The 21,853-nt window shown below is 68.8% G+C and carries 25 protein-coding genes; 16 read left to right on the top strand and 9 right to left on the bottom strand.

The features are described 5' to 3' along the window. Positions 1-393: 393 nt before the first annotated feature. Positions 394-1,368, bottom strand: coding sequence for an SdrD B-like domain-containing protein (locus IF22_RS33830; RefSeq protein WP_030333732.1), 975 nt, complete (start codon positions 1,366-1,368; stop codon positions 394-396). Positions 1,369-1,815: 447 nt separating this feature from the next. After that, complete coding sequence (locus tag IF22_RS0118765; protein WP_030333731.1) at positions 1,816-2,046, bottom strand: hypothetical protein; 231 nt, start codon at positions 2,044-2,046, stop codon at positions 1,816-1,818. A 168-nt stretch (positions 2,047-2,214) separates the two neighbouring features. Between IF22_RS0118765 and IF22_RS0118760 the strand changes: the two genes are divergently transcribed. The 5 genes from IF22_RS0118760 (at position 2,215) to IF22_RS0118740 (ending at position 8,204) form a co-directional block, all read left to right on the top strand. Further along, on the top strand, positions 2,215-3,438 hold the full coding sequence (locus tag IF22_RS0118760) for a sensor histidine kinase (RefSeq protein ID WP_030333730.1): 1,224 nt from the start codon (positions 2,215-2,217) through the stop codon (positions 3,436-3,438). Further along, complete coding sequence (locus tag IF22_RS0118755) at positions 3,426-4,082, top strand: response regulator transcription factor (RefSeq protein WP_030333728.1); 657 nt, start codon at positions 3,426-3,428, stop codon at positions 4,080-4,082. Before IF22_RS0118760 ends, IF22_RS0118755 begins: the two co-directional genes overlap by 13 nt. Before the next feature lie 111 nt (positions 4,083-4,193). After that, complete coding sequence (locus IF22_RS0118750; RefSeq protein ID WP_030333726.1) at positions 4,194-4,955, top strand: ABC transporter ATP-binding protein; 762 nt, start codon at positions 4,194-4,196, stop codon at positions 4,953-4,955. Beyond that, positions 4,952-7,420 carry an ABC transporter permease gene (locus IF22_RS0118745; protein ID WP_030333724.1) on the top strand — a complete coding sequence of 823 codons (2,469 nt, stop codon included), beginning with the start codon at positions 4,952-4,954 and terminating at the stop codon, positions 7,418-7,420. The genes IF22_RS0118750 and IF22_RS0118745 overlap by 4 nt, the downstream gene beginning before the upstream one ends. Before the next feature lie 172 nt (positions 7,421-7,592). Beyond that, positions 7,593-8,204, top strand: coding sequence for a GNAT family N-acetyltransferase (locus tag IF22_RS0118740; RefSeq protein WP_030333723.1), 612 nt, complete (start codon positions 7,593-7,595; stop codon positions 8,202-8,204). A 13-nt stretch (positions 8,205-8,217) separates the two neighbouring features. Here the strand turns inward: IF22_RS0118740 and IF22_RS34500 are convergent, their stop codons facing one another. The 5 genes from IF22_RS34500 to IF22_RS33170 all read right to left on the bottom strand — a co-directional run bounded on the left by IF22_RS34500 (position 8,218) and on the right by IF22_RS33170 (position 10,661). Beyond that, positions 8,218-8,352, bottom strand: a complete 135-nt coding sequence (locus IF22_RS34500; RefSeq protein ID WP_081883901.1) for a zinc-binding dehydrogenase — start codon at positions 8,350-8,352, stop codon at positions 8,218-8,220. Then, positions 8,334-8,459: an alcohol dehydrogenase catalytic domain-containing protein gene (locus tag IF22_RS36315; protein WP_342446908.1), complete on the bottom strand. Its 126-nt coding sequence runs from the start codon at positions 8,457-8,459 to the stop codon at positions 8,334-8,336. Before IF22_RS36315 ends, IF22_RS34500 begins: the two co-directional genes overlap by 19 nt. Positions 8,460-8,731: 272 nt before the next feature. Then, entirely contained in the window at positions 8,732-9,040 is a 309-nt protein-coding gene (locus IF22_RS0118730; RefSeq protein WP_156057658.1) for a hypothetical protein, read from the bottom strand. Further along, the gene (locus IF22_RS35060) at positions 9,013-9,945 is read right to left on the bottom strand and encodes a hypothetical protein (RefSeq protein ID WP_156057655.1); all 933 of its coding nucleotides are present in this window, start codon (positions 9,943-9,945) and stop codon (positions 9,013-9,015) included. Before IF22_RS35060 ends, IF22_RS0118730 begins: the two co-directional genes overlap by 28 nt. Positions 9,946-10,124: 179 nt before the next feature. Further along, positions 10,125-10,661 (bottom strand): GNAT family N-acetyltransferase, encoded by a 537-nt coding sequence (locus tag IF22_RS33170; protein ID WP_030333716.1) that lies wholly within the window; start codon positions 10,659-10,661, stop codon positions 10,125-10,127. Between the two features lie 161 nt (positions 10,662-10,822). Between IF22_RS33170 and IF22_RS0118715 the strand changes: the two genes are divergently transcribed. The 3 genes from IF22_RS0118715 (at position 10,823) to IF22_RS0118705 (ending at position 13,345) form a co-directional block, all read left to right on the top strand. Continuing rightward, on the top strand, positions 10,823-12,028 hold the full coding sequence (locus IF22_RS0118715; RefSeq protein ID WP_156057652.1) for a DUF418 domain-containing protein: 1,206 nt from the start codon (positions 10,823-10,825) through the stop codon (positions 12,026-12,028). A 119-nt stretch (positions 12,029-12,147) separates the two neighbouring features. Beyond that, complete coding sequence (locus IF22_RS0118710) at positions 12,148-12,867, top strand: VOC family protein (protein ID WP_030333712.1); 720 nt, start codon at positions 12,148-12,150, stop codon at positions 12,865-12,867. A 178-nt stretch (positions 12,868-13,045) separates the two neighbouring features. Continuing rightward, complete coding sequence (locus IF22_RS0118705) at positions 13,046-13,345, top strand: putative quinol monooxygenase (protein ID WP_030333710.1); 300 nt, start codon at positions 13,046-13,048, stop codon at positions 13,343-13,345. Between the two features lie 66 nt (positions 13,346-13,411). Here IF22_RS0118705 and IF22_RS0118700 read toward each other — a convergent pair whose 3' ends face one another. Continuing rightward, positions 13,412-14,611: a low temperature requirement protein A gene (locus tag IF22_RS0118700; protein WP_030333708.1), complete on the bottom strand. Its 1,200-nt coding sequence runs from the start codon at positions 14,609-14,611 to the stop codon at positions 13,412-13,414. A 332-nt stretch (positions 14,612-14,943) separates the two neighbouring features. Between IF22_RS0118700 and IF22_RS35055 the strand changes: the two genes are divergently transcribed. Continuing rightward, a complete protein-coding gene (locus IF22_RS35055; RefSeq protein ID WP_156057649.1) occupies positions 14,944-16,230 on the top strand; it encodes a helix-turn-helix domain-containing protein in 1,287 nt (428 codons plus the stop codon). A gap of 79 nt (positions 16,231-16,309) precedes the next feature. Here IF22_RS35055 and IF22_RS0118690 read toward each other — a convergent pair whose 3' ends face one another. Continuing rightward, positions 16,310-16,759, bottom strand: a complete 450-nt coding sequence (locus IF22_RS0118690; protein ID WP_156057646.1) for a hypothetical protein — start codon at positions 16,757-16,759, stop codon at positions 16,310-16,312. Positions 16,760-16,841: 82 nt separating this feature from the next. Here IF22_RS0118690 and IF22_RS34490 point away from each other — a divergent pair, with 82 nt between their 5' ends. From IF22_RS34490 to IF22_RS36475, 7 genes are all read left to right on the top strand, one after another. After that, the gene (locus IF22_RS34490; RefSeq protein ID WP_081883898.1) at positions 16,842-17,369 is read left to right on the top strand and encodes a YbaB/EbfC family nucleoid-associated protein; all 528 of its coding nucleotides are present in this window, start codon (positions 16,842-16,844) and stop codon (positions 17,367-17,369) included. Continuing rightward, the gene (locus tag IF22_RS0118680) at positions 17,369-17,683 is read left to right on the top strand and encodes a hypothetical protein (protein ID WP_030333701.1); all 315 of its coding nucleotides are present in this window, start codon (positions 17,369-17,371) and stop codon (positions 17,681-17,683) included. Before IF22_RS34490 ends, IF22_RS0118680 begins: the two co-directional genes overlap by 1 nt. Positions 17,684-17,702: 19 nt before the next feature. Further along, a complete protein-coding gene (locus IF22_RS0118675) occupies positions 17,703-18,428 on the top strand; it encodes a WXG100 family type VII secretion target (RefSeq protein WP_030333699.1) in 726 nt (241 codons plus the stop codon). A gap of 22 nt (positions 18,429-18,450) precedes the next feature. Further along, entirely contained in the window at positions 18,451-19,065 is a 615-nt protein-coding gene (locus IF22_RS0118670; protein ID WP_030333697.1) for an EndoU domain-containing protein, read from the top strand. Between the two features lie 22 nt (positions 19,066-19,087). Continuing rightward, positions 19,088-19,345, top strand: coding sequence for a hypothetical protein (locus IF22_RS0118665; RefSeq protein ID WP_030333696.1), 258 nt, complete (start codon positions 19,088-19,090; stop codon positions 19,343-19,345). Between the two features lie 320 nt (positions 19,346-19,665). Further along, the gene (locus IF22_RS35050; RefSeq protein WP_156057643.1) at positions 19,666-19,815 is read left to right on the top strand and encodes a hypothetical protein; all 150 of its coding nucleotides are present in this window, start codon (positions 19,666-19,668) and stop codon (positions 19,813-19,815) included. A 530-nt stretch (positions 19,816-20,345) separates the two neighbouring features. Further along, on the top strand, positions 20,346-21,659 hold the full coding sequence (locus tag IF22_RS36475; RefSeq protein WP_156057641.1) for a prenyltransferase/squalene oxidase repeat-containing protein: 1,314 nt from the start codon (positions 20,346-20,348) through the stop codon (positions 21,657-21,659). The last annotated feature ends 194 nt before the right edge of the window (positions 21,660-21,853 follow it).

Here is a 21,853-nt window from a genome sequence, read left to right as displayed (position 1 = left end):
GTCACCGAGAGCAGTTACGGTCGGGGCCGTCGCACCTGTGGCTGGCCCGCCCGCCAACCGGGAAATGCCGATGAGCGCTACCTGAATACGCAGCAGATTCACCTCAGCCATGGTTACAGCTCGATATAGATGAGGTGCATTGTATAGACGTCGTCGGGCCGTCGACACATGCCGCCGACCGATCACCGGCATTTCACAGAGGATTCACATCGGTCTTCTCATGTCCCAACCGCGTGAACACCCGACGGAGCGCGCGTTGAGGGCGTCGTCGCGGTCGGAGCGGCGGCGCCGAGGCTCCAGCGGGTGCTGGAGCCTCGGCACCCTTCGCTCTGCTCGACACAGCGGCGGCAGCTACCGCCCGCGGTGTCCGGCCGCCGAAGCGACGTCGGTCGATCAGGCCTGCAGGCGTACGCGACGGCGTCGTGCGACGAGCACCAGCGCGATGCCGACCGCGAGGGCGACCGCAGCCGCGCCGACGAGCAGCATGGTCTTGTCGCCGGTGACCGGCAGACCCGGACCGGCGCTCGTCGGCGACGACGACGGCGACAACGGCGGCGAAGACGAAGACGGCGAGGAAGACGGCGACGGCGAGGACGGCGACGGCGAGGCGCTCGGAGAGCTCACGGGAACCTTCTTCGCCGGCACGAAGATGCGCGGCTCGTCGCTGTCGTCGGCGCTGACCTGCGCCAAGGTGTGGTCGTACTCGCCGTTCTCGCCGGCCATGACCTTCCAGCCCGCCGGGGCGGTGAAGGTCAGCAGGACGTCGCCGGCTGGGAGGTGGGCGAGACGGAACAGGCCCTTGGCGTCCGTGATGGCCTCGGCGTACCTCGTCTTGCCGTCGGCAGTGGTGGCGACGACCTTCACACCCGGCACGCCGGCGGTCTGGGGCGTCCACTCGGCGTCATAGGACTCACCCTGGAAGACGTATCCGCCGAGATCGTCAAAGGCGCCCGGCACCAGCAGCCGCACGCTGGTGATGTTGTCGGCGGCGTTGGCCTCGCCATTGTCGGCGCGAAGCTCGAAGGCGACGTATCCCCGGCCGACCTGCCACGCCACGCGGTTGGTCTTGCCGGTGAGCTTTACGGTCTTGGTGGCACCGGCGGCGAGGTCGAAGCCGCTCGACAGCTCACCATAGGCGACATCGTCGACGCCCTCGCTGTCGCCGCCGGTGTAGTGCACGTGCTTGGCGTCGACGGAGCTCTTGTTCTTCACCGTGACCGTGATGGTGAAGGTCTCACCCTCGGCGTAGCTGGCCTTGTCGGCGGCGGAGGTCACCGCGATATCCGGCTTGGGGGCGGCGGCCAGGGCGGCCGTTGCCGGAAGTGCGGCCACGAGCACGCCCACGAGGGCGGCGGCAAGTTTGCGCATGGAGGTCTCCGTAATGGGGGGCGGGAATCAGCGCGATGCTAGTGGCTGGACGAGTCACTCCGCCGTCCCAAGACTGAGAGCGTGACCGGACGGTGTCCGATCACGGTTAGCTTGATGATCGAGTGAACGCTCATCGTGTGCGGACGCCGACGACCGCCGACCGCTCCATTTACGCTCACCATCGCCGCGCCTGGTCACCGGCAGATCAGTATCTCGAGGCCGCAGAATTCGTTCGCGTTGCGAGCCGCTGTGCCCGGCAACCAACACACATGCCGTCCAGCCCTCGGACGTACACCGCGAGGATCGCCTGCTCCTGACCGCCGTTGACTCCTCCTCCCCGAGCTCGTACGGTTCGCGCTCACCGCATGGGGGAAGCACTGGTCGGCACTGGCCCGTGAGTGGTGGAACGCCGACCGGCAAGGGTGATCGGGCGTGACGGTCGGGCCCCTACGACTCGCGCACCCGGTTACGGCGGTGGTGGACGATCAGCGCGACCGCGCAGAGCAGCGCCACCAGCCCGAACCCGGAGCTGATCCACTGGTTGTCCGCCGCGGTTGACAGCACCACGTTGGCCGCCGCGCTGACGAAGAGCACCAGCCACAGCAGCGGGCGTAGCAGGCCGCCGGGCTTCTTCGTCGCGGCGACCGGGGCCTCGGTGATGCGGTACGGATCGGTCATGACTGCCTCCTTCGGCGAATGTTCCTCGACGCCGTCAACGCTAGGTAGGCGGCGCGGCGGAGACGATCCCGCCAGCTCGACGACAGTGGTACAGCAGGCTGTACCTTCCGCGCCGGACGTTGCTGGGCGAGGCCTGCGGTGGCCTATGTTGGCGGGGGAGGTGGGTCGATGGCGTACGTGCGGGGGCGGGTTCGCGCCTCGGTCAACGCCGTGGAACACCTCGTCGGAGGGCTGGGCACCGCCACGCTGGCGCTGGGCGCGCTGCTCTGGTCGGTGATCGTGGCGGTGGCCTGCGTGGGCGGGGTGGGGCTGCTGGCGGTACCCGGTGCGTTGCGGGTGGTGCGGTCGGTGGCCGACCGTGAGCGCGCCCGGTTGTCCCGCTGGGGCGACCGGATCCCCACCCCCGGTCCGGTGCCGGACGGGTTGCGGACGGCGGTGCACGATCCGTTCGTGCGCCGGGAGCTCGGCTGGGTCGGGCTGTACTCACTCATCGGCGTGGTGGCCGGGCTGGTCGGCGTCGCGCTGCCGCTCTATGCGGTGCAGGACGCCACCTTCCCGCTGTGGTACCGGCTGGTTCCCCCCGACGCCGCGCCGGGGATCGTCTGGTGGCGCGTCGACGGCCTGGCCGACGCGCTCTGGGTCGGGGTGCTCGGGGTGGGTTGGCTGGCCGCCGCGATCTGGTTCAGCCCGGCCCTGGCCCGTCTCCAGGCGTGGCCGGGCCGGTGGCTGCTGCCTCCACCGCCAGGTGTCGACCTGTCGTTGCGGGTGGCCGAGCTGACCGCCACCCGCGCTGCGGCGCTGGACGCCCACGCTGTCGAACTGCGCCGGATCGAGCGGTCGCTGCACGACGGCACGCAGAACCGGTTGGTGGCGGTCAACGTGTTGCTGGGTGCCGCGCGGCGGGCCGTGCGCCGCAATCCGGACCGCGCCGACGAGATCCTCGGGCAGGCGCAGGACGCCGCCGAACAGGCACTCGGCGAGCTGCGTACGGTGGTGCGCGGGATCCTGCCGCCGGTGCTGGACGACCGGGGTCTCGCCGGCGCGCTGGCGGGCCTGGCCGGCAGCTGCGCGGTGCCCTGTCGACTGGAGGTGGACGTGGCCGTGCGGTGCGCGGCCTCGGTCGAGGCCACCGCCTACTTCGTGGTGGCCGAGGCGCTGACCAACGTCGTCCGGCACAGCGGTGCGAGCCGGGTGGACGTGGCCGTGCGCCGCGAGCACGGCCGGCTGCTGGTGAGCATCGAGGACGACGGGCACGGCGACGCGGACGAGACACGTGGCTCAGGGCTCACCGGTATCCGGCGGCGGGTCGAGGCGTACGACGGCCGGATGACGCTGACGAGCCCACCGGGAGGGCCGACGAGAATGGACGTGGAGCTGCCATGCGGATCGTGATCGCCGAGGACGACCCGCTGCTGCGTGAGGGTTTGGCGCTGCTGCTGCGGGCGGAGGACCTGGACGTGGTCGCCACGGCCGGCACTCCGGGCGAATTCCTGGTCGCCGTGGACGAACATGCGCCGGACGTCGCGATCGTCGACGTACGGATGCCCCCGACCCACACCGACGAGGGCATCGTGGCGGCGGTGGAGGCCCGGCGGCGGCGCCCCGGCCTCGCGGTGCTGGTCCTGTCGGCGTACGTGGAGCAGGCGTTCGCCACCGACCTGTTCTCGGTCGGCGCCGTCGGGCTCGGTTACCTGTTGAAGGAGCGGGTGGGTCGGGTCGAGGAGTTCCTCGCCGCGCTGCACCGGGTCGCGGGCGGCGGCAGCGTGATCGACCCGGAGGTGGTGGCGCAGTTGCTCGCCCGCAACCGCCGGACGGACACGGCGCTGAGCGAGCTGTCGCCACGTGAGCGTGAGGTGCTGGGGCTGATGGCCGAAGGGCTTGGCAACAGCGCGATCGCCGAGCGGCTGTTCGTCACCGACGGCGCGGTGCACAAGCACATCCGCAGCATCTTCTCGAAGCTTCAGCTGCCACCGGACGACAGTGCCGACCGCCGGGTGACCGCCGTGCTGCGCTACCTGGACGGCGATCGGCGGTAGCGCCTGCTGTACCCGGACCTGGCAGCTCACGGGATGGTTGCCGTTCTCCCACGTCAATAGCGTTTCTGGTGCGCGCAGTTCTTGCCGATGACACGGAGAGAGGCCACCAGAATGCCGGACTATCCGGGACAGACAACCGAAGCGGCGGTACGCGTCGAACACCTCACCCGCGTGTACGACGCCGGCCGTAACCAGGTGACTGCGCTCGCGGGCCTCGACGTCCGTTTCGACAGGGGCACCTTCACGGCGGTGATGGGGCCCTCGGGCTCCGGGAAGAGCACGCTGCTGCAGACCGCGGCCGGGCTCGACCGGCCCACCTCCGGCCGGGTGGTGATCGGAGGCACCGACCTGTCCGGGCTGTCCGAGACCCGCCTGACCGAGCTGCGTCGTACCCGGATCGGGTTCGTCTTCCAGGCGTTCAACCTGATCGGCGCGCTCACCGTCGAGGAGAACATCGTGCTGCCTCTGCGCCTGGCCGGCGTCCGTCCGGACCGGGCCTGGCTGACCCAGGTGGTCGAGCGGGTCGGCCTCACCGACCGACTGCACCACCGGCCGGCCGCGCTCTCCGGCGGCCAGCAGCAGCGGGTGGCGATCGCCCGCGCGCTGGCCACCCGCCCCGAGGTCATCTTCTGCGATGAGCCGACCGGCGCTCTCGACTCCCGCAGCGCGGCGGAGGTGCTGACGCTGCTGCGCGCGGTCGTGGACGAGCACGGGCTGACAGTGGTGATGGTGACCCACGACCCGATCGCCGCGTCGTACGCGGACCGCGTGCTCGTGTTGGCCGACGGTGCGATCGTCGCCGACCTTCCGCAGCTCGGCGCCGCCGGTATCGCCGAGCACCTGGCGTCGCTGGATCGGCGGGTCCTCCGATGACCGGGCTCGCCGCCCGCCTGCTGCGGCACCGCGCCGGCCCCGCCGCCGCCACCCTGCTGGCCCTGGTCGCCGGTGTGCTGATCCTGGTGGCGATGGGCACCCTCGTCGAGTCCGGGCTGCGTTTCCGCGCGGAGCCACGGCTCTGGGCGGCGGCCGACGTGGTCGTCGCCAACCGCACCGTCAGCCACACGTTCAAGGAGTTCGGCGACACCACCACGAGCACCGTCGCGCTGCCCGAGGGCGGCACTGTGGACGCGGCGGTGGTGGACCGGATCCGCCAGGTGCCGGGTGTTGCGGCCGTCGCTGGCGACGACGCGGTGGTGATCGGCTCCCCCGCCGCCCTGGGCCACGGCTGGGACACGTACGCCTTCACCGGTCGTCGGATCGCCGCGGGTGCCGCGCCACGGGCCGACGACGAGGTGCTGGTCGACACCCGGTTCGGCGTGGCACCCGGCGACCGCATCGACCTGGTCGTCGGCGGGGTCGGGCGGTCGTACCTGGTGAGCGGAACCACCGAGACCGGTACGGCGGCGGTGTTCTTCACCGACGCGCAGGCCGCCCGGTTGTCCGCCCACCCCGGCCGGGTGGATGCGATCAGCGTGCGGATGGTGCCCGGTGCCGACGTCGGCGCGGTGCGCGAGGTCGCGTCGGCGGCCGGCGCCACGACGTACGCCGGGAACGACCGCGGCAACGTCGAGCAGTCGGAGAACCAGGCCGCTCAGACGTTGCTGGTCACGGCCGGATCGGCTTTCGGGGGGTACGTCGTCCTGCTGATCATCTTCGTGGTGGCCGGCACCATCGGGCTGTCCGTCCGGCACCGTCGACGTGACCTGGCGTTGCTGCGCGCGGTCGCGGCCACGCCGGGGCAGGTGCGCCGCATGCTGATCGCCGAGGCGGCGCTGCTCGCCCTGGTCGGCTCTGCGGTCGGCGGCCCGGCGGGCCTGCTGGCGGCCCGCTGGGTGCACGGCGAGCTGGTCGAGCGGGGGTTCGTGCCGGCCAGCTTCCCGATGGCCGGCGGTCTGTTCGCGGTGCCGGCCGCTGTCGGTACGGCGGTCCTCGTGGCGGTGCTGGCCGCGTTGGTCGCCGCCCGCCGGGTCACCGGGATCAAGCCGATCGAGGCGCTCGGCGAAATCGCCGTCGAGCCCCGGCGGAGCGGCCGGGTGCGGCTGATCGCCGGCGTGCTGACGCTGGCGGCGGCCGGCACCTCCGGGGCGTTCACCCTCGGTGCGGGCGGGTCGACCGGGGCACTGGCCGGCGCGGCCGGCATGTTGTACCTGTTCGTCATCGCCGTGGCGCTGCTCGCACCGAGGATCAACGCGTACGCGGCACGGCTGCTCACACCGTTTTTGCCGCGGGTGTGGCGGGTCAGCGGCTACCTGGCCGCGGCCAACCTGCGGGCCAACGCGCAGGGCATGGCGACGGTCCTGACCGCCCTCGTGCTGTCGGTGGGGTTCGGCGGCTCGGTCTGGTTCCTGCAGACCAACCTGGAACGGCAGACCACCACGCAGAGCAGCGCGGGAACCCTCGCCGAACGGGTCGTTGTCGCCCCGGGTGGGCTGCCGGCGGACACGGCGCGGGAGATCCGCGAGTTGACCGGGGTACGGGCGGCCACCGGTGTGCGCCGTACCCAGGTGGTGGTGCGGGCGTTGGGCGGCATCGAGCCGGTCGGCGCGCAGTCGGTCGACCCGGCGGGCGTCACGTCGACGATGAACCTCGCCGTGCGCGCGGGCAACCTGGCCGACCTGCGCGCGGGCACCGTCGCCGTGTCCGCGACGCAGGCGTCCTCGTCCGGCTGGGACGTCGGCGACAGGGCGGAACTCTGGCTGGGCGACGGCACCCCGGTCACGTTGGACGTCATCGCGATCTACGGCCGTGGCCTCGGCTTCGGCGACGTCACACTGGCTGCCGATACGGTCGCCGGGCACACGGCCGCGAACACCACCGACGAGGTCCTGGTCAGCGCCGGCCCGGAGGCCGACACCGCGCTGGCCACGTGGTCGGCTGGGAACCCGGGCACCGAGGTTCTCGACGCCGCCACCCGTACCCGCCTGATCAGCACCGATCTGGCTCTCGGCGCCTGGCTGAACCGGCTGCTGATCGGCGTGATGGTGGGGTACGCGGCGCTGGCGGCGGCCACCACGATGGTGATGGCCGCGCTTGCCCGCCGCCGCGAGTTGGCGTTGCTGCAACTGGTCGGGGTCACCCGCCGGCAGATTCGCGCGATGGTCCAGGCCGAACAGGCCGGGTTGCTCGGCACCGCGGTGCTGATCGGCGCGACGATAGCGGCGCTGACCCTGAGCGCGATCGTCAACGGACTGACCGGCAGCCCGATCCCGTACGTCCCGCCGCTCGGTGGGGTGGCGGTGCTCGGCGGCACGACGCTGCTGGCGTTGGCAACCACTGTGTGGCCCGTCCGACGGCTGCTCAGCGCCCCTCCGATCGACAACATCGGTGTGAAGGAGTAGGCCTCGCGGCTCAAATGTCGGTGACAGTGCCGCCTCCGCAGACATCGCTGAGGCGGCACTGTCACCCTGGTGTCGCAGAGTTTGTCACTGGATTCGAGGCGCGGCAGATGAGCGCTGTGACCTCCGAAAAATCGGATCCCGCAACTGGCACGATCGTGTGATCCTCTGCCTCATGCCCCAACCGACCTTAAACACCGCCCGTCTGCTGCTGGTCCCACTTGCCGACCGGCACCTCGATCTGGAACTCCAGCTTGACTCCGATCCGGAGGTCCTCCGCTACATCAACGGCGGCCGGGCGCGATCCAGGGACGAGGTGGTCGCAGCCCACGGGCAGAGGATGGCCTTGGCAGGCACGGTGGACGGCTTGGGCTTCTGGATGGCGTTCGGCTCCGATGGCGGCGCGCGCGGCTCGACGCCGCCGGCACGCGAGGACGAGGGCGAGTTCATCGGGCTCATGATGCTTCCGCCGGCGCACGGCCCCGACCAACCTGACGACCCGACAGTCACAGACCTGGGTTACCGCCTTGTGCGTCGGTACTGGCGGAAAGGCTTGGCCAGTGAGGCATCCCGCGCCCTGCTGCGGCACGCCTTCGACACCGTCGGGCAGAGCCGGGTGATCGCGCAGACCATGGCCGTGAACACCGGCTCTCGCGGCGTGATGGAAGCCATCGGCATGAGGTACGTGCGCACCTACCGACCGTTCGGTGACGACCCGCTGTCGGGAGCGGAGGTCGAGTACGAGATGACCCGCGCGATGTGGGAGGCGTGTCGTGCCTCTTGCTGAGGCGGGACTCCTGTCAGGTGACGCTCACGACGACCTTTCCGAGGGCGCGTCCCTCGCCCACGTAGGCCAACGCCTCGGGCGTCTCGTCGAGGGTGAAGGCCCGGTCGATGTGGATGCCGAGGTCACCCGCTACGCAGAGATCGGCCACCGAAGCATGAGATTGTCGCCGTACACCTCGTCACCAGGTCGGAACCGAGTGACGGCGGAACCCACCGCCTCGACCCATCCGGCGATGTCCGAGCCGAGGGTCCGCAACCCTTGGGGACGGTAGGCCAGCCGCGGTACCCGAAGCGTTCCGGGCAAGCAGCCTACGCCTCCTGGGTTAGCACGGCGGGACAAGCGGCTGGTCGACGACGAGGCTGCCGGCGGTCGAGAAGTCGGCGTCGGGCTCGGAATTGACCTACTGGCACCGGCCGTTCAAGCGGAACGTACACCGCCTCTCCGCATGACCTGCGGCGACCTGGTTGCGCGCCCGACGGTCACCCAGTTGGTCACTCAGCCGTTGGTGGAACGGTTACCCATGGACCTCACGCTCGGCACCAGGTCCGAAGTTGTTGCTCGCTGTCAGGCAGGTTGTAGCGGCTGAGCAGCCTGGGCGCGGCTGACATGACGCCGCTGCTCAACACCGTCCAGAGGGCTCTCTGCCGGGTTGGGGTGAGGTCCGTGAATCCCACACCGTCGGGTATCGGCCCGCCGGGGAAGGCTGCGTCCAACAGAGCGGTGAGCAGGGTGAAGGCATCTGCGGTGTGATCAGCGGAGGCGGCCCTTTCGGCCAGCACGTCGATCCGATCCCCGGCGACTCCGGGAGTTAATTCTGCGATCGTGAGGGCCGCCATGCCGGCCATGTCACCTTCGAGGAACGGCCAATAGGGTACGGGTTCAGTGGCCCCGAAGAGGCATTCATAGAGTTCTCTGACCAGGATCGATCCGGATGACTCAAGATTCTCGACAGGCCCAACACCGCCGACCAGCGCTCGGCACGGTTTACGCTGCCTCGCCGATTAGACAGCGCGTCGATTAATGCTTCGCCGCCGTGAGGACACCCGAGGCTCGCCGCGACACAGGCAGCTGCCGCGACGACCGGATCCGGCTCCCGCCGGATGAGACCGGCCAACACTGGGCCGACCAAGCCCTCTTCCTCAGGAAACCAGGCGAGCAGGTGAGCGGCGTACAGCCGGACCGCAGCTTCCGAGGCTTCCAGCGCTGCCACGTAGACAGGCACCCCGACCCGCACCGCGTCGTACGCCTCTATCGTCCACCGCTGCTCGTCACGGTCTGCCTCGACGTCGCCCCATTCGGCTCGCCGTTCCCGTGCGCTGCGCTCCTCTTCATTCGGTGCCGCTGCCATCCAATCTCGATGCTCCGCCTCCAACTCCTCTCGGCTCAATGACGCGCGGCGTTGGGCCTCAGCCCTCATGTCTGTTGGATCAGGACGATCGCTGAGCCATGAACTCTCATCGCCCACCGCGATCGCCGCCAACACCTGGCAGGCAGCAAAGCGGTCCGGGGCCGCCGGATCAGCGACAATATCGATCAGGTAAGGAGCCACCGCAGCACTGGCCTCGAACCGGGAGCCCTGATGCACGAGCAGGTCGACGAGATCGCCGTATGCACCTTGGCGGACCTCCTGGATGTCTGACCTGACAGCACGGAGGAGGGCCGGGATCTCGACGGCAGGGCCGTAGGCATGGCTCACCGACGACCAGTCAACCTTTTCAGCGGGTACCGAGCGTTGGGGCATCGGACCACCTTAGGTGTGAAAAGCCGCTGGTGACGTCGTCAGCCACCGCTGAACAGCAGAAGAGCCAACGGTCTAGCGGCCCGACAAGCCATCGTCGAATCTGGCGAGCTGGTGACTCGTGCGGGGTGTGACCGCCTCCGCTCGTCAACGAGCTGTTGGACGGTCGCTGTGTGTACCGCCTAAAGATCCATCGCGTAGACCCGGACCTGGCGGCCGGTGTCCAGCTGCACGGCCTCGCGTTCCAGCGTCATGCCCAGCTTGACCATCACCCGCGCCGACGCCTCGTTGCCGACAACGTGGATGCTGACCAGCCGCCGCAGTCCGAGCTCGGCACGAGCGTGGGCGACCACGGACTGGGCCGCCTCGGTGGCCAGACCCCGGCCCCAGTGCGCGCGGCCGAGCCGCCAGCCGATCTCCACGGCCGGCAAGATCTCGGGCAGGAAGGTCGGCACCGCCAGCCCGGTGAAGCCGGCCAGTTCTCCGGTTTCCTTGATCTCCACCGCGTACAGGCCAAAGCCGTGCTCATCCCAGTGCCGCTGATAGATGGCCAGGCGCTCTGCGGTCGCGGCCCGGTCCAGGGTGCGGCCGTCATGGATGTAGCGCATTACCTCGGGCTCTGCGTTTACCGCGGCGAAGCCGTCCAGGTCGTTGCTTCGCCAGCGGCGCAACAGCAACCGTGGAGTTTCCAGGGACGTGGCATCAAGGGATCTGGTCATGTCAGGCACGTCCCTTCGTAGCATCCGGCACTGATGGGGCGGGGGTAGGGCCTACCCCACCGGCGACGTTCCCGCTCACCGGCTGTCACCGGGATTTGCCGCTTCGTAGGGTCGGAGGGAGCCATCGAATTCGATTTACTGTTCGATACGGGGGTAGCCGCGTGAAGTTCTCCATCAAAGACCCGTCAGTCGTTAATGAAGGGCCGCCCGGGCCGTTCTCCCGGATCGCTGCCGTCGACGCGTTGCGCGCCGTGGCGTTGCTCCTCATCCTGATTGTCAACATCGCCTTCTTCGCCTCCGGCTATCCCTTCCATCTGGTGCCGGATCCCGCGCACGACTCGTGGGGCGACCAGGCGGTCCTGTGGTTGGTCGAGCTGCTCTTCACGATGAAGGCGTACCTGCTCTTCTCCTTCCTGTTCGGCTACAGCTTCACGCTCCAACTCGACTCCGCCGCGCGGCGCGGCATCGACTTCGCCCCCCGGTTCCGGCGACGGTTGGCCGGGCTCTTCGTGCTCGGCATCCTGCACGCGGTGCTGCTGTTCCAGGGCGACATCCTGACCACGTACGCATTGCTCGGCCTGATCCTGCTCGCCATGCGGGGAGTCCGCGTCGGGACCGCGCTGCGCGCCGCCGTACTGCTGACCGGCGGGATCGGTTTCGTCCTCGCGCTCGCCGCCGTCGGCGGAACCCAGCTGGTCACCGATCCGGCGACGGCACTGGCGGCGGGGCAGCGATCCACCGAGGCACTACAGGGCGGAATCGGGTCGGTGATCACCGAGCACGTACGGCAACTGCCGGCGATGTTCGGCACGCTCCTCGTGCAGGGGCCGCTCGCGCTCTCGGCCTTCCTCTTCGGTTACGCGGCCGGGCGGCGCCGGCTGCTCACCGACGTCGTCGGAAACCGGCAGTTCCTGCGCCGGGTGCAGCAAGTGGGCTATCCGATCGGCCTGGCGGGTGCGGTGATCTTCGCCTCCGGCGGCGGCACCGCCAACCTGACCGGACTGACGGCGGGCGTACTCACCGCGCCGCTGCTCGCCGCCGCGTACGCCGCCACCCTTCTCCGCTTCTTCCAGACCAACCGGGGCCGGCGGGTGGTCGCCGTACTCGCACCGGCCGGACGGATGTCCCTGTCGAACTACCTGGGTCAATCGCTGCTCTGTGTGCTGGTCTTCACCGGCGTCGGACTGGGCCTCGCCGGCACCGTCGCACCCGCGGTCGTCCTCGTCATCGCGGTCGCCATCTATGGTGCGCAGCTCGCCGCCAGCGCGGCGTGGATGGCACGGTTCCGGTACGGACCGATGGAGTGGCTGTTGCGGGCCTGGACCGAGCAGCGGTGGCCACAGCTCCGCGCCGCCGACCCGGTCTGACGGCGTGTCCAGCTCGCCACCGTCGTTGCGTTCGGGGTCATCAGCCGAACGGATGGCCGGAGGCGATGGTCAGCTATTTCCATGTGCGACGGACACCCCGCGACGCCTAGGAAGGAGGCATGGCCAACGAGCGGACCGTTCCCCTGCTGCCGTGCGCATCCATCGACGACATCGAAACCTTCTACGGAGTTCTCGGTTTCCACACCACGTACAAACAACGCAAGCCCAACCCGTGCGTGGGGGTGCAGCGCGAGGACATCGACCTGCAGTTCTTCGAGATCGCCGGATTCGACCCGGAGCAGTCCTACGGCTCCTGTCTCGTAATCACCCCGGACATCGAGGGACTGCACCGAGCATTCGCAGCCGGCATGCGCGCCGCGTACGGCAGGGTACTGGTGTCCGGGACACCGCGGATGACCCGGCCCAGGGCGCGAAAGAATGCCGACGGGTTGGGCGGATTCAGCGTCATCGACCCGGGCGGCAACTGGATCCGCGTGTTCCGGGACCCCACCGCCGCCCCCATGCCGGACGCCACGTCTGCCGGGCGGCTGGCCAAAGCCCTGGCGAATGCCGTCGTACAGGCCGACTCCAGGGGAAGCATCAGCCAGGCCGTTCGGATCCTCGACAGCGCGTTGGCCCGCCCGCAGGCCGACGACGACCCGGTCGAGCAGGTAGAGGTCCTGGTCTACCGCGCCGAACTCGCGATGGTGCTGCACGACCCGGACACCGCGGCCGAACTGCTGGCCCGCGCCCAGTCCGTCACGCTCACCGACGACGAGTCAGAGAGGGCGGCAGCCGCGTTCGACAACGCCACCGAACTCGCAACAGCACTGCGCTGACTCACCACGCGAACGCCTCCATCATCTCTCGGCAGTCGATCGGGGCACGCTCACGATCGCCGCGCCTTGTCAGCGATAGATCAGTATGCTCGAGGCCGCAGAAATCGCTTCCGTTGCGAGGCGCTTTCTGCGCTCGTCGCATGAACCCGATCAGCTCGCCGCCGCTTAAGGAGTTGCTGTGTCGTACGGCTACATCGGATCGATGAAGGCCAAGCCGGGCCACCGGGATGACGTCGTGGACATCCTGCTGAGCGGCGCTGATGGCCTGCGCACGGTCGGATGCGACCTGTACGTCGTGAGCGTCTCGGACACCGACGACGACACGATCTGGGTGAGTGAGGTGTGGCAGAGCAAGGAGAAGCACGACGCCTCGTTGCAGCTTCCCGAGACCAGGGCGGCGATCGGCAAGGCCATGCCGATGCTCACGGGCGAGTTCACCAGCCAAGAGGTAACAGTGGTGGGAGGCCTGGGCGTGTAAGCCCGTGATCGCCGTCTCGCAGGTTGCCCGGCGAGTCGACCTCGTTCAATGGGTGACGGATACGCGTCAGCGTGGCGGCGAGGCCTCCTCCAGTGGACGTCCGTGGGCTCGGGTCGTGTCGGAGACGGCAATGCCGAGCAGGGCGGCGGCCGCTGCCGCGGCGACCCCGAGGGGCGGTAGGCCGACCATGATCGGTGCCATGGCCGCGAGGACGAGGATCCCGATCGGCCGTGGCCAGGACACTCGGGCGAAGGCCACGTACTCGAATACTGAGCGTCCGGCGAGGTAGAGCGCGGGCCCTCCGAGGATGGCTCCGACCCAGGCGGGTTTGGCGTCTCCGGATGGGTCGATGAGGACGAGTTCGGAGCCGGCTGAGGTGGCGAGGATGCCGGACACCATGAGCAGGTGCGCGAACTCGGCCAACCGACCGAGCCGGCCCGGGTCGGCGGATGCCGCGATGGCCTCGCCCAGGATCTGGCCGGCTCGGTAGAAGTAGATCCGCCACAGCAACACCGTGGTGAGGAACGACAAGGTAAGGGCCATCATTCGTTCAGCCACGATCGGACCGCGGAGAAGACTCGACCCGGAGGTCAGGATCGTCTCGCCAAGCGCGACAATGACAAGCTGCCAGTAGCGCTCGGCCAGGTGCTCGCCCGCGACGGCCCACGGGGACACCCGCGAGCGGCCCAGCCCCGGTATCGGCCAGCCGAGCCTGGCCCCCAGGTAGTCGATTGCCAGGGCCACCGTCCACAGCGAATTGCGCGTCACCTCGGGGGCGAAGGCTCCGGCGAGCCACGGTACGGCCGACACACTGAACCAGATGAGCGCCAACATATTGACGCGGCGCAGATTGTGACCGCGCACGATGCCCACGAAGAAGAGGGTGCGGCCCACCTGAATCGCGACGTAGGTGCTCGCGAACAGCATGCCGGTGTCGGAGAGCGCCCCGGCAATCGCGACCGCCATGAGCAGGCTGCCGTACATCGTCGCGACGACAACGAACTGGATCGGCGGCTGGAACGGATCGAATCTGCTGGTCACCCATGCCGTCTGGGTCCAGATCCACCAGAGGGCCAACAGCAGCAGCAGAGTCTCGCCGTTCTCCGAGAGGGAGGTGGTCAACCGCTCTGCGACGTGACCTCTGGTGTAGTCCAACACCAGCTCGTGCACAATCCGGGTGAGCGCGAAGACGTAAACGAGATCGAAGAACAGTTCGAGGAAGGTCGGCCGCTGCGGACTCTCCCGCCTGCGCAGCAGATTGGCCACTCTGTTACTCGTCACCCGGCCCGCTCGCTTCGTCGGATAGTCGCTGAAGCAGTCGTACCACGTTGCCGGAGCGATCACGGACAAAAGACGCATCCGCGATGGAGGATGTTGCAGCTCGCCGGGAGCGGGACCTGCCTGTCGGGCCGCACCCGGCGACGTTCAACGGTGGAGCGCGCACCGCCGGTCCCCCGCCGCCCCCGCACACTGGTAGCCGTCGTCTGCCGTCCCAGGAGATCAATATAATTTCTCTACTTTGGATGACTTACCAGGAAACATGAGCTCTGTGCTGCGGCACCCCCCGCTCCAGGGCGCTACCGGGACAAGGGAGCGGCATGGCTCGGCACGAGCGGCCCGTAGATCCGACGGCTGGACCGTTGTCGTCCTTCGCCCATGAGCTACGGAAGTTACGTGTCGAAGCCGGCAACCCCACCTACCGGCGATTGGCCGAGGTCGCCGGCTACAGCGCCTCGACCCTCTCCGCCGCTGCCAGCGGAATCCGGCAACCCAGCCTCGACGTGCTGCTCGCGTACGTCGGGGCCTGCGGCGGGGACACCGCCCAGTGGAGGCAGCGTTGGCTCGAACTGGACGAGGAACTGCGGCCCGCCAGTTTGGCCAGCGCACCAGCCGACCCGGCAAGGGCAGAAACACCCGACCCGACGCCGGCCGAACCGCTCGCCACACCCCTCGCAGAGTCACCATCCGCTGTGACTGCCGGAGAGCCACTCGTCCCGGCCACGGATGAGCCAACCGGCGGACCGGCCCATGATCGGCCCGCGAGCCCCCCGCGGCACCGGAAGCTCCGACGGCGACTGGCGCTGGCGGCGGTGGCGGTCGCCGGCCTCGCCGGTACCGCCGCCGTGGTGCCGATGACCCAGCTGAGGTGGCCGGCCAGCGGGGCGACGGCGGCCGCCGGCACGACGACCACCACAGCCTGCCCGGCGACCACCACGGACGCCGCCTTCACCGCCGTCACGTACGGCGGTGGTGTGCACGTCCGGAGCGAGCCCCGCCGCGACCAGGGCATCCTCTACACCATTCCGCCCGGCTGCGTGGTCGGGCTCACCGGCTACTGCCTGGGCGAGCGGATCACCGACTCCACCTCCCAAACCCCCGACATCCGCTGGTTCAGCCTCGCCGACGGTGGGCTGATCGCCTCCGGGGTGGTGCACGGCAACCCGCCCACGGGCCTGGAACCGTCCCGCTGCAAGGGCGACCGACCCGGGCCGACCGCGATCGCCCTCGCGATCGCCCCCGATCTGACCGGCCCGGGTGGGTGGCGGCTGAGCGCGACCGGCACGCACGTGGAGATCGTCGGCTTTGCCGCCTACTACGCGGACGACCCCGCGCTGCCGGCCGAGCGCCGCTGGCACCAGATCGGAATGACCGGGACGGCCGCCCCGCCGTTCGACCTCGTCTGGAAGCTCGACCGCCCGTCCGTGCAACCCGGACCCACTGCCGAGATCCCGGTGGCCGCTGTCGCCTGTCTCGGCGGCGGCGCGCCGACCGACGTACTCGACGTGCGGGCGGCCCGTCCCGACGGCTCCAGCACCGCCGAGGCCCTGCCCCTCGCCGCCGACCAGCGGCTCGCGGCCCGCCGTACCGCCTGCCTCTACCCCTGATGGGGGCGTACGCCGACGGCCACCACCGGTGGCCCGGCGGGACGGATCCCACCGGACCACCGGTCAGGCGTCACCGAACTCAACAGCCCTGGCGACCGGAGTGGATCCAGTAGGTGGTGCCGGCCCAGTCCATCTCGCCGTACGCGTCGACGCAGTTGTTCGCCGTGCCGGTCACTCCGCGCGGCCCGGCGTAGTACAGGTAGTCGGCGTTGTCCTTGGTGGAGACCGCGGTGGCGGTGCACGAGCCGCTGCCGGAGGTCTCCGCGCACCGGGCGATCTGCACGGAGGTCCGCGCCGAGGAGCCGTACGCCGCGCCGCGGTGGTACATGCAGGCGCTGTTCGTGCCGCCGTTGGTGCTGTTGTAGTAGATGACCAGTTCGGCAACGGGCTTGCTCGGCGGGTAGGCGTAGCTGTAGGTGACAGTGCCCGAGCAGGCCACCGCCGCCTGCGACGGGGCCGCCGTGACGACCAGCACCGTGCCGAAGGTCAGCAACGCCACCAGCGCTCCGAACACCTTGCGCAGCATCATGACTTCCACTCCTCCGGGACGGGATTGGTTGAGAGCCGTCCCGCCGTCCACTTCTACGGAACAGAAAAGTTGATCGCCGCTGATGGTGGCGCCAATCAATCAATCCCGCACAACGCCGAACCAGATCATGCCGCATTCGCTGGGCAACCTGGTGTGGCGGGCCGTGGTTACACTGACGCCTCGAATGCCCCTGCTCGGCAACGGAAACGGAGGCGCGATGGCTAATCCGCTGTTGGACGCCGAGGATGCGAGGGAACGCCTGGAGGCATGGCAGGCCAATGCCGTGCGCCGGGCCGCCGACACGCAGGCCGCCAGTGCCGGCTTGCGCGCGCTGCGGGTCACGGCCAGCGACGCCCACGGGATCGTCGAGGTCACCGTCGACTCCACGGGGGCGATGGCCGACGTCCGGCTCTCCGCGCGGGTGCAGCGCGTGAGCCTGGAGCAGACGCAGCAGGCGATCATGGGCGCCTATCGCAACGCGCGGGTCAAGCTCGCCGAGGCCGCCGCCGAAGTCGTGCGGGAGACGGTCGGCGCCGACTCGGCGACCGGCCGGGCCCTGCTGGCCGGATTCCGGACCGCCGACACCGAGGACGAGGAGGGGCGTTACTAATGCACGGGGGGTTCGAGGTCGACGTCGAGGCCCTGCGCGCGCACGCCACGGCCATGTTGGCCATTCACGACCGCTTCGCCGCCGTCAAGTCAGCGAGCGCCACCATCTTCCAGGCCGACGAGGCGTACGGGCAGCTCTGCCAGTTCTTACCGCCCATCCTGGAGGGACGCCACCGGGACCAGGACAAGGGCGTGGGGATGCTCGCCGAGAACATCGCGCTGCTCGCCGCGGGAATCAAGAGAAACGCCGACGCCTACGAGCGGGCCGAGGAGTCGAACACCGACGGCTTCAACTCCTTCCACTCCGCGACCTGAGCCGGCCCGGCGCCCTCTCATGAGCAACCCACTGGTCGCCACGACCTCCGACATCGCTTCGACAAGCGCCGCGCACCGCGACGGCTGGACCGGCCTGCCGCTCGCCGACGACTACATGGGCATCAAGGCCGCCATCGACTCCGGCAGCTGGATCGACGGCTCAGTGGCGGGCTTGGGCGCCGCTCTCGACGGGGCGTCCATCGTCATCGACCCGTTCAGCACGCTCCTGTCGATGGGCATCGAGTGGGCCATCGAGCAGGTCGAGCCACTGAAGCAGGCACTCGACTGGCTGGCCGGCGACCCCGAGACCATCGAGACGCACGCCTTGACCTGGGACAACATGGCCAGTGAGTTGTTCTCCATCGCCGAGGACCTCAAGGCGCGGCTGGTCGGCGACCTCGACGGATGGCAGGGCACGGCCGCCGACGCCTACCGCGACATCCTGACCATCAACATCGACGTCGCCGGGATCTTCGCGGGCACGGCCGCCGGCATGGGTGCCGCGACCCGTGGCGCGGGGGTCCTGGTGCAGACGGTGCGGGAGGTGGTGCGCGCCTTCATCGCCGACTGCATCGCCAAGGTCGTGGTGTGGCTGGCCGAGGTGGTCTTCTCTGTCGGCTTCGCCACACCGCTGGTCGCCTCCCAGCTCGCGGTCGCCGTCGTCCGCTGGACCGGCCGCATCTTCGGCTGGCTGATGGGCCTGATCAGCAGCCTCTCCGCCCTTCGCGCACTCCTCGACGTCTAGGCGGCCCTCGATGCGACAACTCATGGCGGCTCTGCGGACCACCGCCGTCGTGGTGGTCCTGTTCGCTGTGGCGGGTATCCACAAGCGGCCCCCGGGCCCCACCCCACCGCACGGCGGTGGCGACGATGGCGCCAAGCCTAAAAAGTTCAACCCGGCTATGATGCCCAAGCGCGTGGGAGCGGCCCAGCAGCACGGCCTCAAGCGCGCCGGGGAAGGCCGCCCGAAGGACGCCGACACATCCGAGCCCGAGGTACCCAAGAGGACCAACCCCTGGGACGACCCCGAGTTCGCCGACGCCCTGTACGACATGGACCGCTTCGGTCAGATGGGCGACGGGGCGATGGACAAGATCTGGGACGGCGACGGCAAGGGCAATGGCGACCACAAGCCCTCCTCCACCGAGCCCGGCAAGACGCGCTTCCCGCCCGGCACCACCAGGGAGCAGGTCGAGGGCTGGTTCAAGAGCATCGCCGCCAACCCCGACAGCCGCCCTCAGGCGCGTCCCGGCGGCGACGGCTGGGTCGTCATCGGCACTCGCGACGGCATCACCTGCAAAGTTACCCTGGACAAGGACGGCAGCATCTCCGGCGGCCACCCCGTCAGCGGCGAGGGCGTCACCACCAACCCGCTGCCCTAACCACCGCACCCACGGGAGACCCATGGAAGTCAACGATTACATCCGGCGCACCCTCCGGATCATCGACCAGCTCGCACCCAAGATCAGCCCGAAGTACCTGCCGATCGTCCGGGACGCCGCCGGCGCCGGGGCCTGGGACCTGGCGATCACGACGCTCGTCGGCGCCGTGTGGGAGGAGGGCGTTGTGATCACCACGGCGGAGAAGGACGCGCTGCGGGAGCTCATGGAGTACCTCCAGGAGCCTCTGACGCGCCTGGAGCAGATCCGGACCTCGGACTGACGGCCGAAGCGTAGATCGGGCCCCTCGAACCCTGCACCGTGTCGACCAGCGGGCGTCCCAGATCACCTCGCGCGCCTCATCGACGCCTGCTGGCACCTCGGACTGCCCCATCGGCACCGACACCGCCGCAAGTCAGCAACGCGAGAGCAGACGCATCGGTCGGCAAGAACCTGCCCACGAAGCCTGGCTCACCGGGGCCGCCGCACGAACCAGGACCTCCGCCCCCGCTGGAACTCCCCCGATGGCAAGTACCGCCGCGCCCTCCCGGAGTGGGTCGACGACTACATCCGCGAGCAGCTCGAGCGTCAGGAAGCCGCCTGATGCCCGGACGCACCCGGGCCAACGGCGAAGGCTCGATCTTCCCCTACCGCAACGGCTTCGCCGCGTACGTCTGGGTCACCAAACCGGACGGCAGGCGCATTCGCACATACGTCTACGGCAAGACCCGCGAAGCAGTGCACGACAAGTGAATCAAGTTGCACCAGCAGGCCTCCATCCATCCGGTGAGACCGCCGATACTCACGACGCTGCCTGCCCCATCCACCAATCGGCGTGAGCATGCGTTGCCCGACTGGCAACCAGGGGACCGCAGCTGACATCTCGGGTCCACCGACGAAGGGTTTACCAGAGTGGATGCACTGGTGGTGGCGCTGGAATGGGGACCCGTGGCCCCTGGCGCTAGCCACCCTGCGAGCAGTCTGCCAGGCCGCGCCACCGTGGACAGCACTCAGACTGCGGGGCTGACACCTGTTGCGTCAGGCCTGGCGCGATTCCCGGTCGAGTTAGTCCCTGACTGGTGGATCGCACATGGTGGGAAGCATCCCCTCCGCGCCCGCACTGGGAGATATTTTGATCATGGTCAGCCCTGTGCCCCAGCGAGCGTAAGCGTGCGGACCCAGCCTCTGCCCATGGGCGGCAGTCAAGCCACCAATGTGTCCAGCCGAGCGTGGCACTGTCGGTGGGCTTGTGGCGGTTGCACGGGGTCGTCACGCTGTCATACATGGGCAGCTCTGACACTCGTGGAATTTCTGAACTTCTTTTGCCCGTATCCGTCGATGTCGTAGATCGTCAGATTAAGGCGGCAATTGATCTTCTGGCACGCTCATATAGCGCCATAAACGATCAAAGTGGTGGCTGGTATCACGATCTTAGCAACCAGCCGCCCGGTCCGGTCGCGACGGCTGTCGCGCTACTGGCGTTCCGTCGTGTGGGCATGAAGCCGCCAGCGCCCGAGGCGAGCTGGGCATTTCTTCGGCAACGACAGATCAGATCCGACGATCTAACACTTCATGGAGGTTGGGCCACCAATACAACCGACGGTCAGCCCACGGTAGAGGCGACGGCGATTGCCGTCCGCCTGTTCGGCAGCGGCACCTTCGGGTTCTCCTCGTTCACCCCAGACTGTTCTGCCGCCCTCCGCTTTCTCGCTCAGCACCAGAATCGTGGTGGGGGGTGGGGCTCATTGAAAGATTGCCCTTCTCGTACAACGACAACGGCCCAGTCGATGCAGGCAGTCGCATCACTATGCCCGGACGATCCAATGCTAGAGGCTGGCGCTCGCTGGCTCATTAAGCACCAAGCGCCCACAGGAGGATGGGGCGAAAGGCCAGGTGCCGACTCGTCGGTCGTGCACACGTCGCTGGCACTCCAAGCCCTAGCTGCGTGCGGGTCGGATCTGATGCAGACAAGTGTCCTGTCTGCGTTTGACTGGCTTACGTCGAAAATCACGGACGCCCCAGGCACCGAGATCCACGCATTTATGGAGACCTACAACATCACGGCCGCTAATCACCGAAAGCATCAATGGCGGGAGACGATGCATCATCACGGCCTGGCGTTGGCCGCCACAGCCCTGCTATTGCACCCGCATCCACCCGGGCAAGCACTGCGGAAGTGCTACAAGACAATACTAGGGACACAGTTGCCGAGCGGCGAATGGGTTAGCCGGCAGGAGTCGCCGGCCCCAGCCCTCTGGCCGACCTGGCATTGCCTCAGTGCTCTCCTCGATCTCCGGAGTGCTTCGTTGCTGAGGTCGGGAGACACTCTCGTCTGGTTGGACCATGCGGTGGCTGTACGGCGAGCATCCGGCGACACGAAGTCGCTGAGTTCCCTAGTTAGGGCCCCCCACACGCAACGAGCTAGGCTCTTCGTTCGGCGCCGCTGGGCCAGCGTCCTCCTAGCCGCTGCTGCCGCAGTGGCGGCAATTCTGGCCATTAGCGGCCTTCTGACTTGGCCCAACGCCATACTTACACTTCTGCTGCCCGTGCTGCTTCTAGTAGCGCAAGAGGCTGCCCGGAAGCCGCCCAACAGGTGACCTTCGGCTGGTGCGAGCAGGTAATCATGCGCAATTAACTGGCGCAATGCGCATATTCGAGCCGGGCGGTATTCCACCGCAATTGTCAGCGCCCCATCTGCCGAAGTGCGCCGACAGGCTGGCCCCTAGGCCATCGGGCGCGCCTGCGCTCGGCGTCGAGAGACACGATCAAACGTTTCAGCGCATCGCTCACC

The organism is Micromonospora parva (genome assembly GCF_000718515.1).
GTDB classification, from domain to species: Bacteria; Actinomycetota; Actinomycetes; order Mycobacteriales; family Micromonosporaceae; genus Micromonospora; species Micromonospora parva.
This window is presented reverse-complemented; position numbering and strand designations above follow the sequence as displayed.

Excerpts from the sequence above, each read along its gene's own strand:
- IF22_RS33830 (WP_030333732.1), bottom strand. The coding sequence starts at position 1,368 with ATGCGCAAACTTGCCGCCGCCCTCGTGGGCGTGCTCGTGGCCGCACTT.
- IF22_RS0118765 (WP_030333731.1), bottom strand. The coding sequence starts at position 2,046 with ATGACCGATCCGTACCGCATCACCGAGGCCCCGGTCGCCGCGACGAAG.
- IF22_RS0118760 (WP_030333730.1), top strand. The coding sequence starts at position 2,215 with ATGGCGTACGTGCGGGGGCGGGTTCGCGCCTCGGTCAACGCCGTGGAA.
- IF22_RS0118755 (WP_030333728.1), top strand. The coding sequence starts at position 3,426 with ATGCGGATCGTGATCGCCGAGGACGACCCGCTGCTGCGTGAGGGTTTG.
- IF22_RS0118750 (WP_030333726.1), top strand. The coding sequence starts at position 4,194 with ATGCCGGACTATCCGGGACAGACAACCGAAGCGGCGGTACGCGTCGAA.
- IF22_RS0118745 (WP_030333724.1), top strand. The coding sequence starts at position 4,952 with ATGACCGGGCTCGCCGCCCGCCTGCTGCGGCACCGCGCCGGCCCCGCC.
- IF22_RS0118740 (WP_030333723.1), top strand. The coding sequence starts at position 7,593 with ATGCCCCAACCGACCTTAAACACCGCCCGTCTGCTGCTGGTCCCACTT.
- IF22_RS0118730 (WP_156057658.1), bottom strand. The coding sequence starts at position 9,040 with ATGGCGGCCCTCACGATCGCAGAATTAACTCCCGGAGTCGCCGGGGAT.
- IF22_RS35060 (WP_156057655.1), bottom strand. The coding sequence starts at position 9,945 with ATGCCCCAACGCTCGGTACCCGCTGAAAAGGTTGACTGGTCGTCGGTG.
- IF22_RS33170 (WP_030333716.1), bottom strand. The coding sequence starts at position 10,661 with ATGACCAGATCCCTTGATGCCACGTCCCTGGAAACTCCACGGTTGCTG.
- IF22_RS0118710 (WP_030333712.1), top strand. The coding sequence starts at position 12,148 with ATGGCCAACGAGCGGACCGTTCCCCTGCTGCCGTGCGCATCCATCGAC.
- IF22_RS35055 (WP_156057649.1), top strand. The coding sequence starts at position 14,944 with ATGGCTCGGCACGAGCGGCCCGTAGATCCGACGGCTGGACCGTTGTCG.
- IF22_RS0118690 (WP_156057646.1), bottom strand. The coding sequence starts at position 16,759 with ATGATGCTGCGCAAGGTGTTCGGAGCGCTGGTGGCGTTGCTGACCTTC.
- IF22_RS34490 (WP_081883898.1), top strand. The coding sequence starts at position 16,842 with ATGGTGGCGCCAATCAATCAATCCCGCACAACGCCGAACCAGATCATG.
- IF22_RS0118680 (WP_030333701.1), top strand. The coding sequence starts at position 17,369 with ATGCACGGGGGGTTCGAGGTCGACGTCGAGGCCCTGCGCGCGCACGCC.
- IF22_RS0118675 (WP_030333699.1), top strand. The coding sequence starts at position 17,703 with ATGAGCAACCCACTGGTCGCCACGACCTCCGACATCGCTTCGACAAGC.
- IF22_RS0118670 (WP_030333697.1), top strand. The coding sequence starts at position 18,451 with ATGGCGGCTCTGCGGACCACCGCCGTCGTGGTGGTCCTGTTCGCTGTG.
- IF22_RS0118665 (WP_030333696.1), top strand. The coding sequence starts at position 19,088 with ATGGAAGTCAACGATTACATCCGGCGCACCCTCCGGATCATCGACCAG.
- IF22_RS35050 (WP_156057643.1), top strand. The coding sequence starts at position 19,666 with ATGCCCGGACGCACCCGGGCCAACGGCGAAGGCTCGATCTTCCCCTAC.
- IF22_RS36475 (WP_156057641.1), top strand. The coding sequence starts at position 20,346 with ATGGGCAGCTCTGACACTCGTGGAATTTCTGAACTTCTTTTGCCCGTA.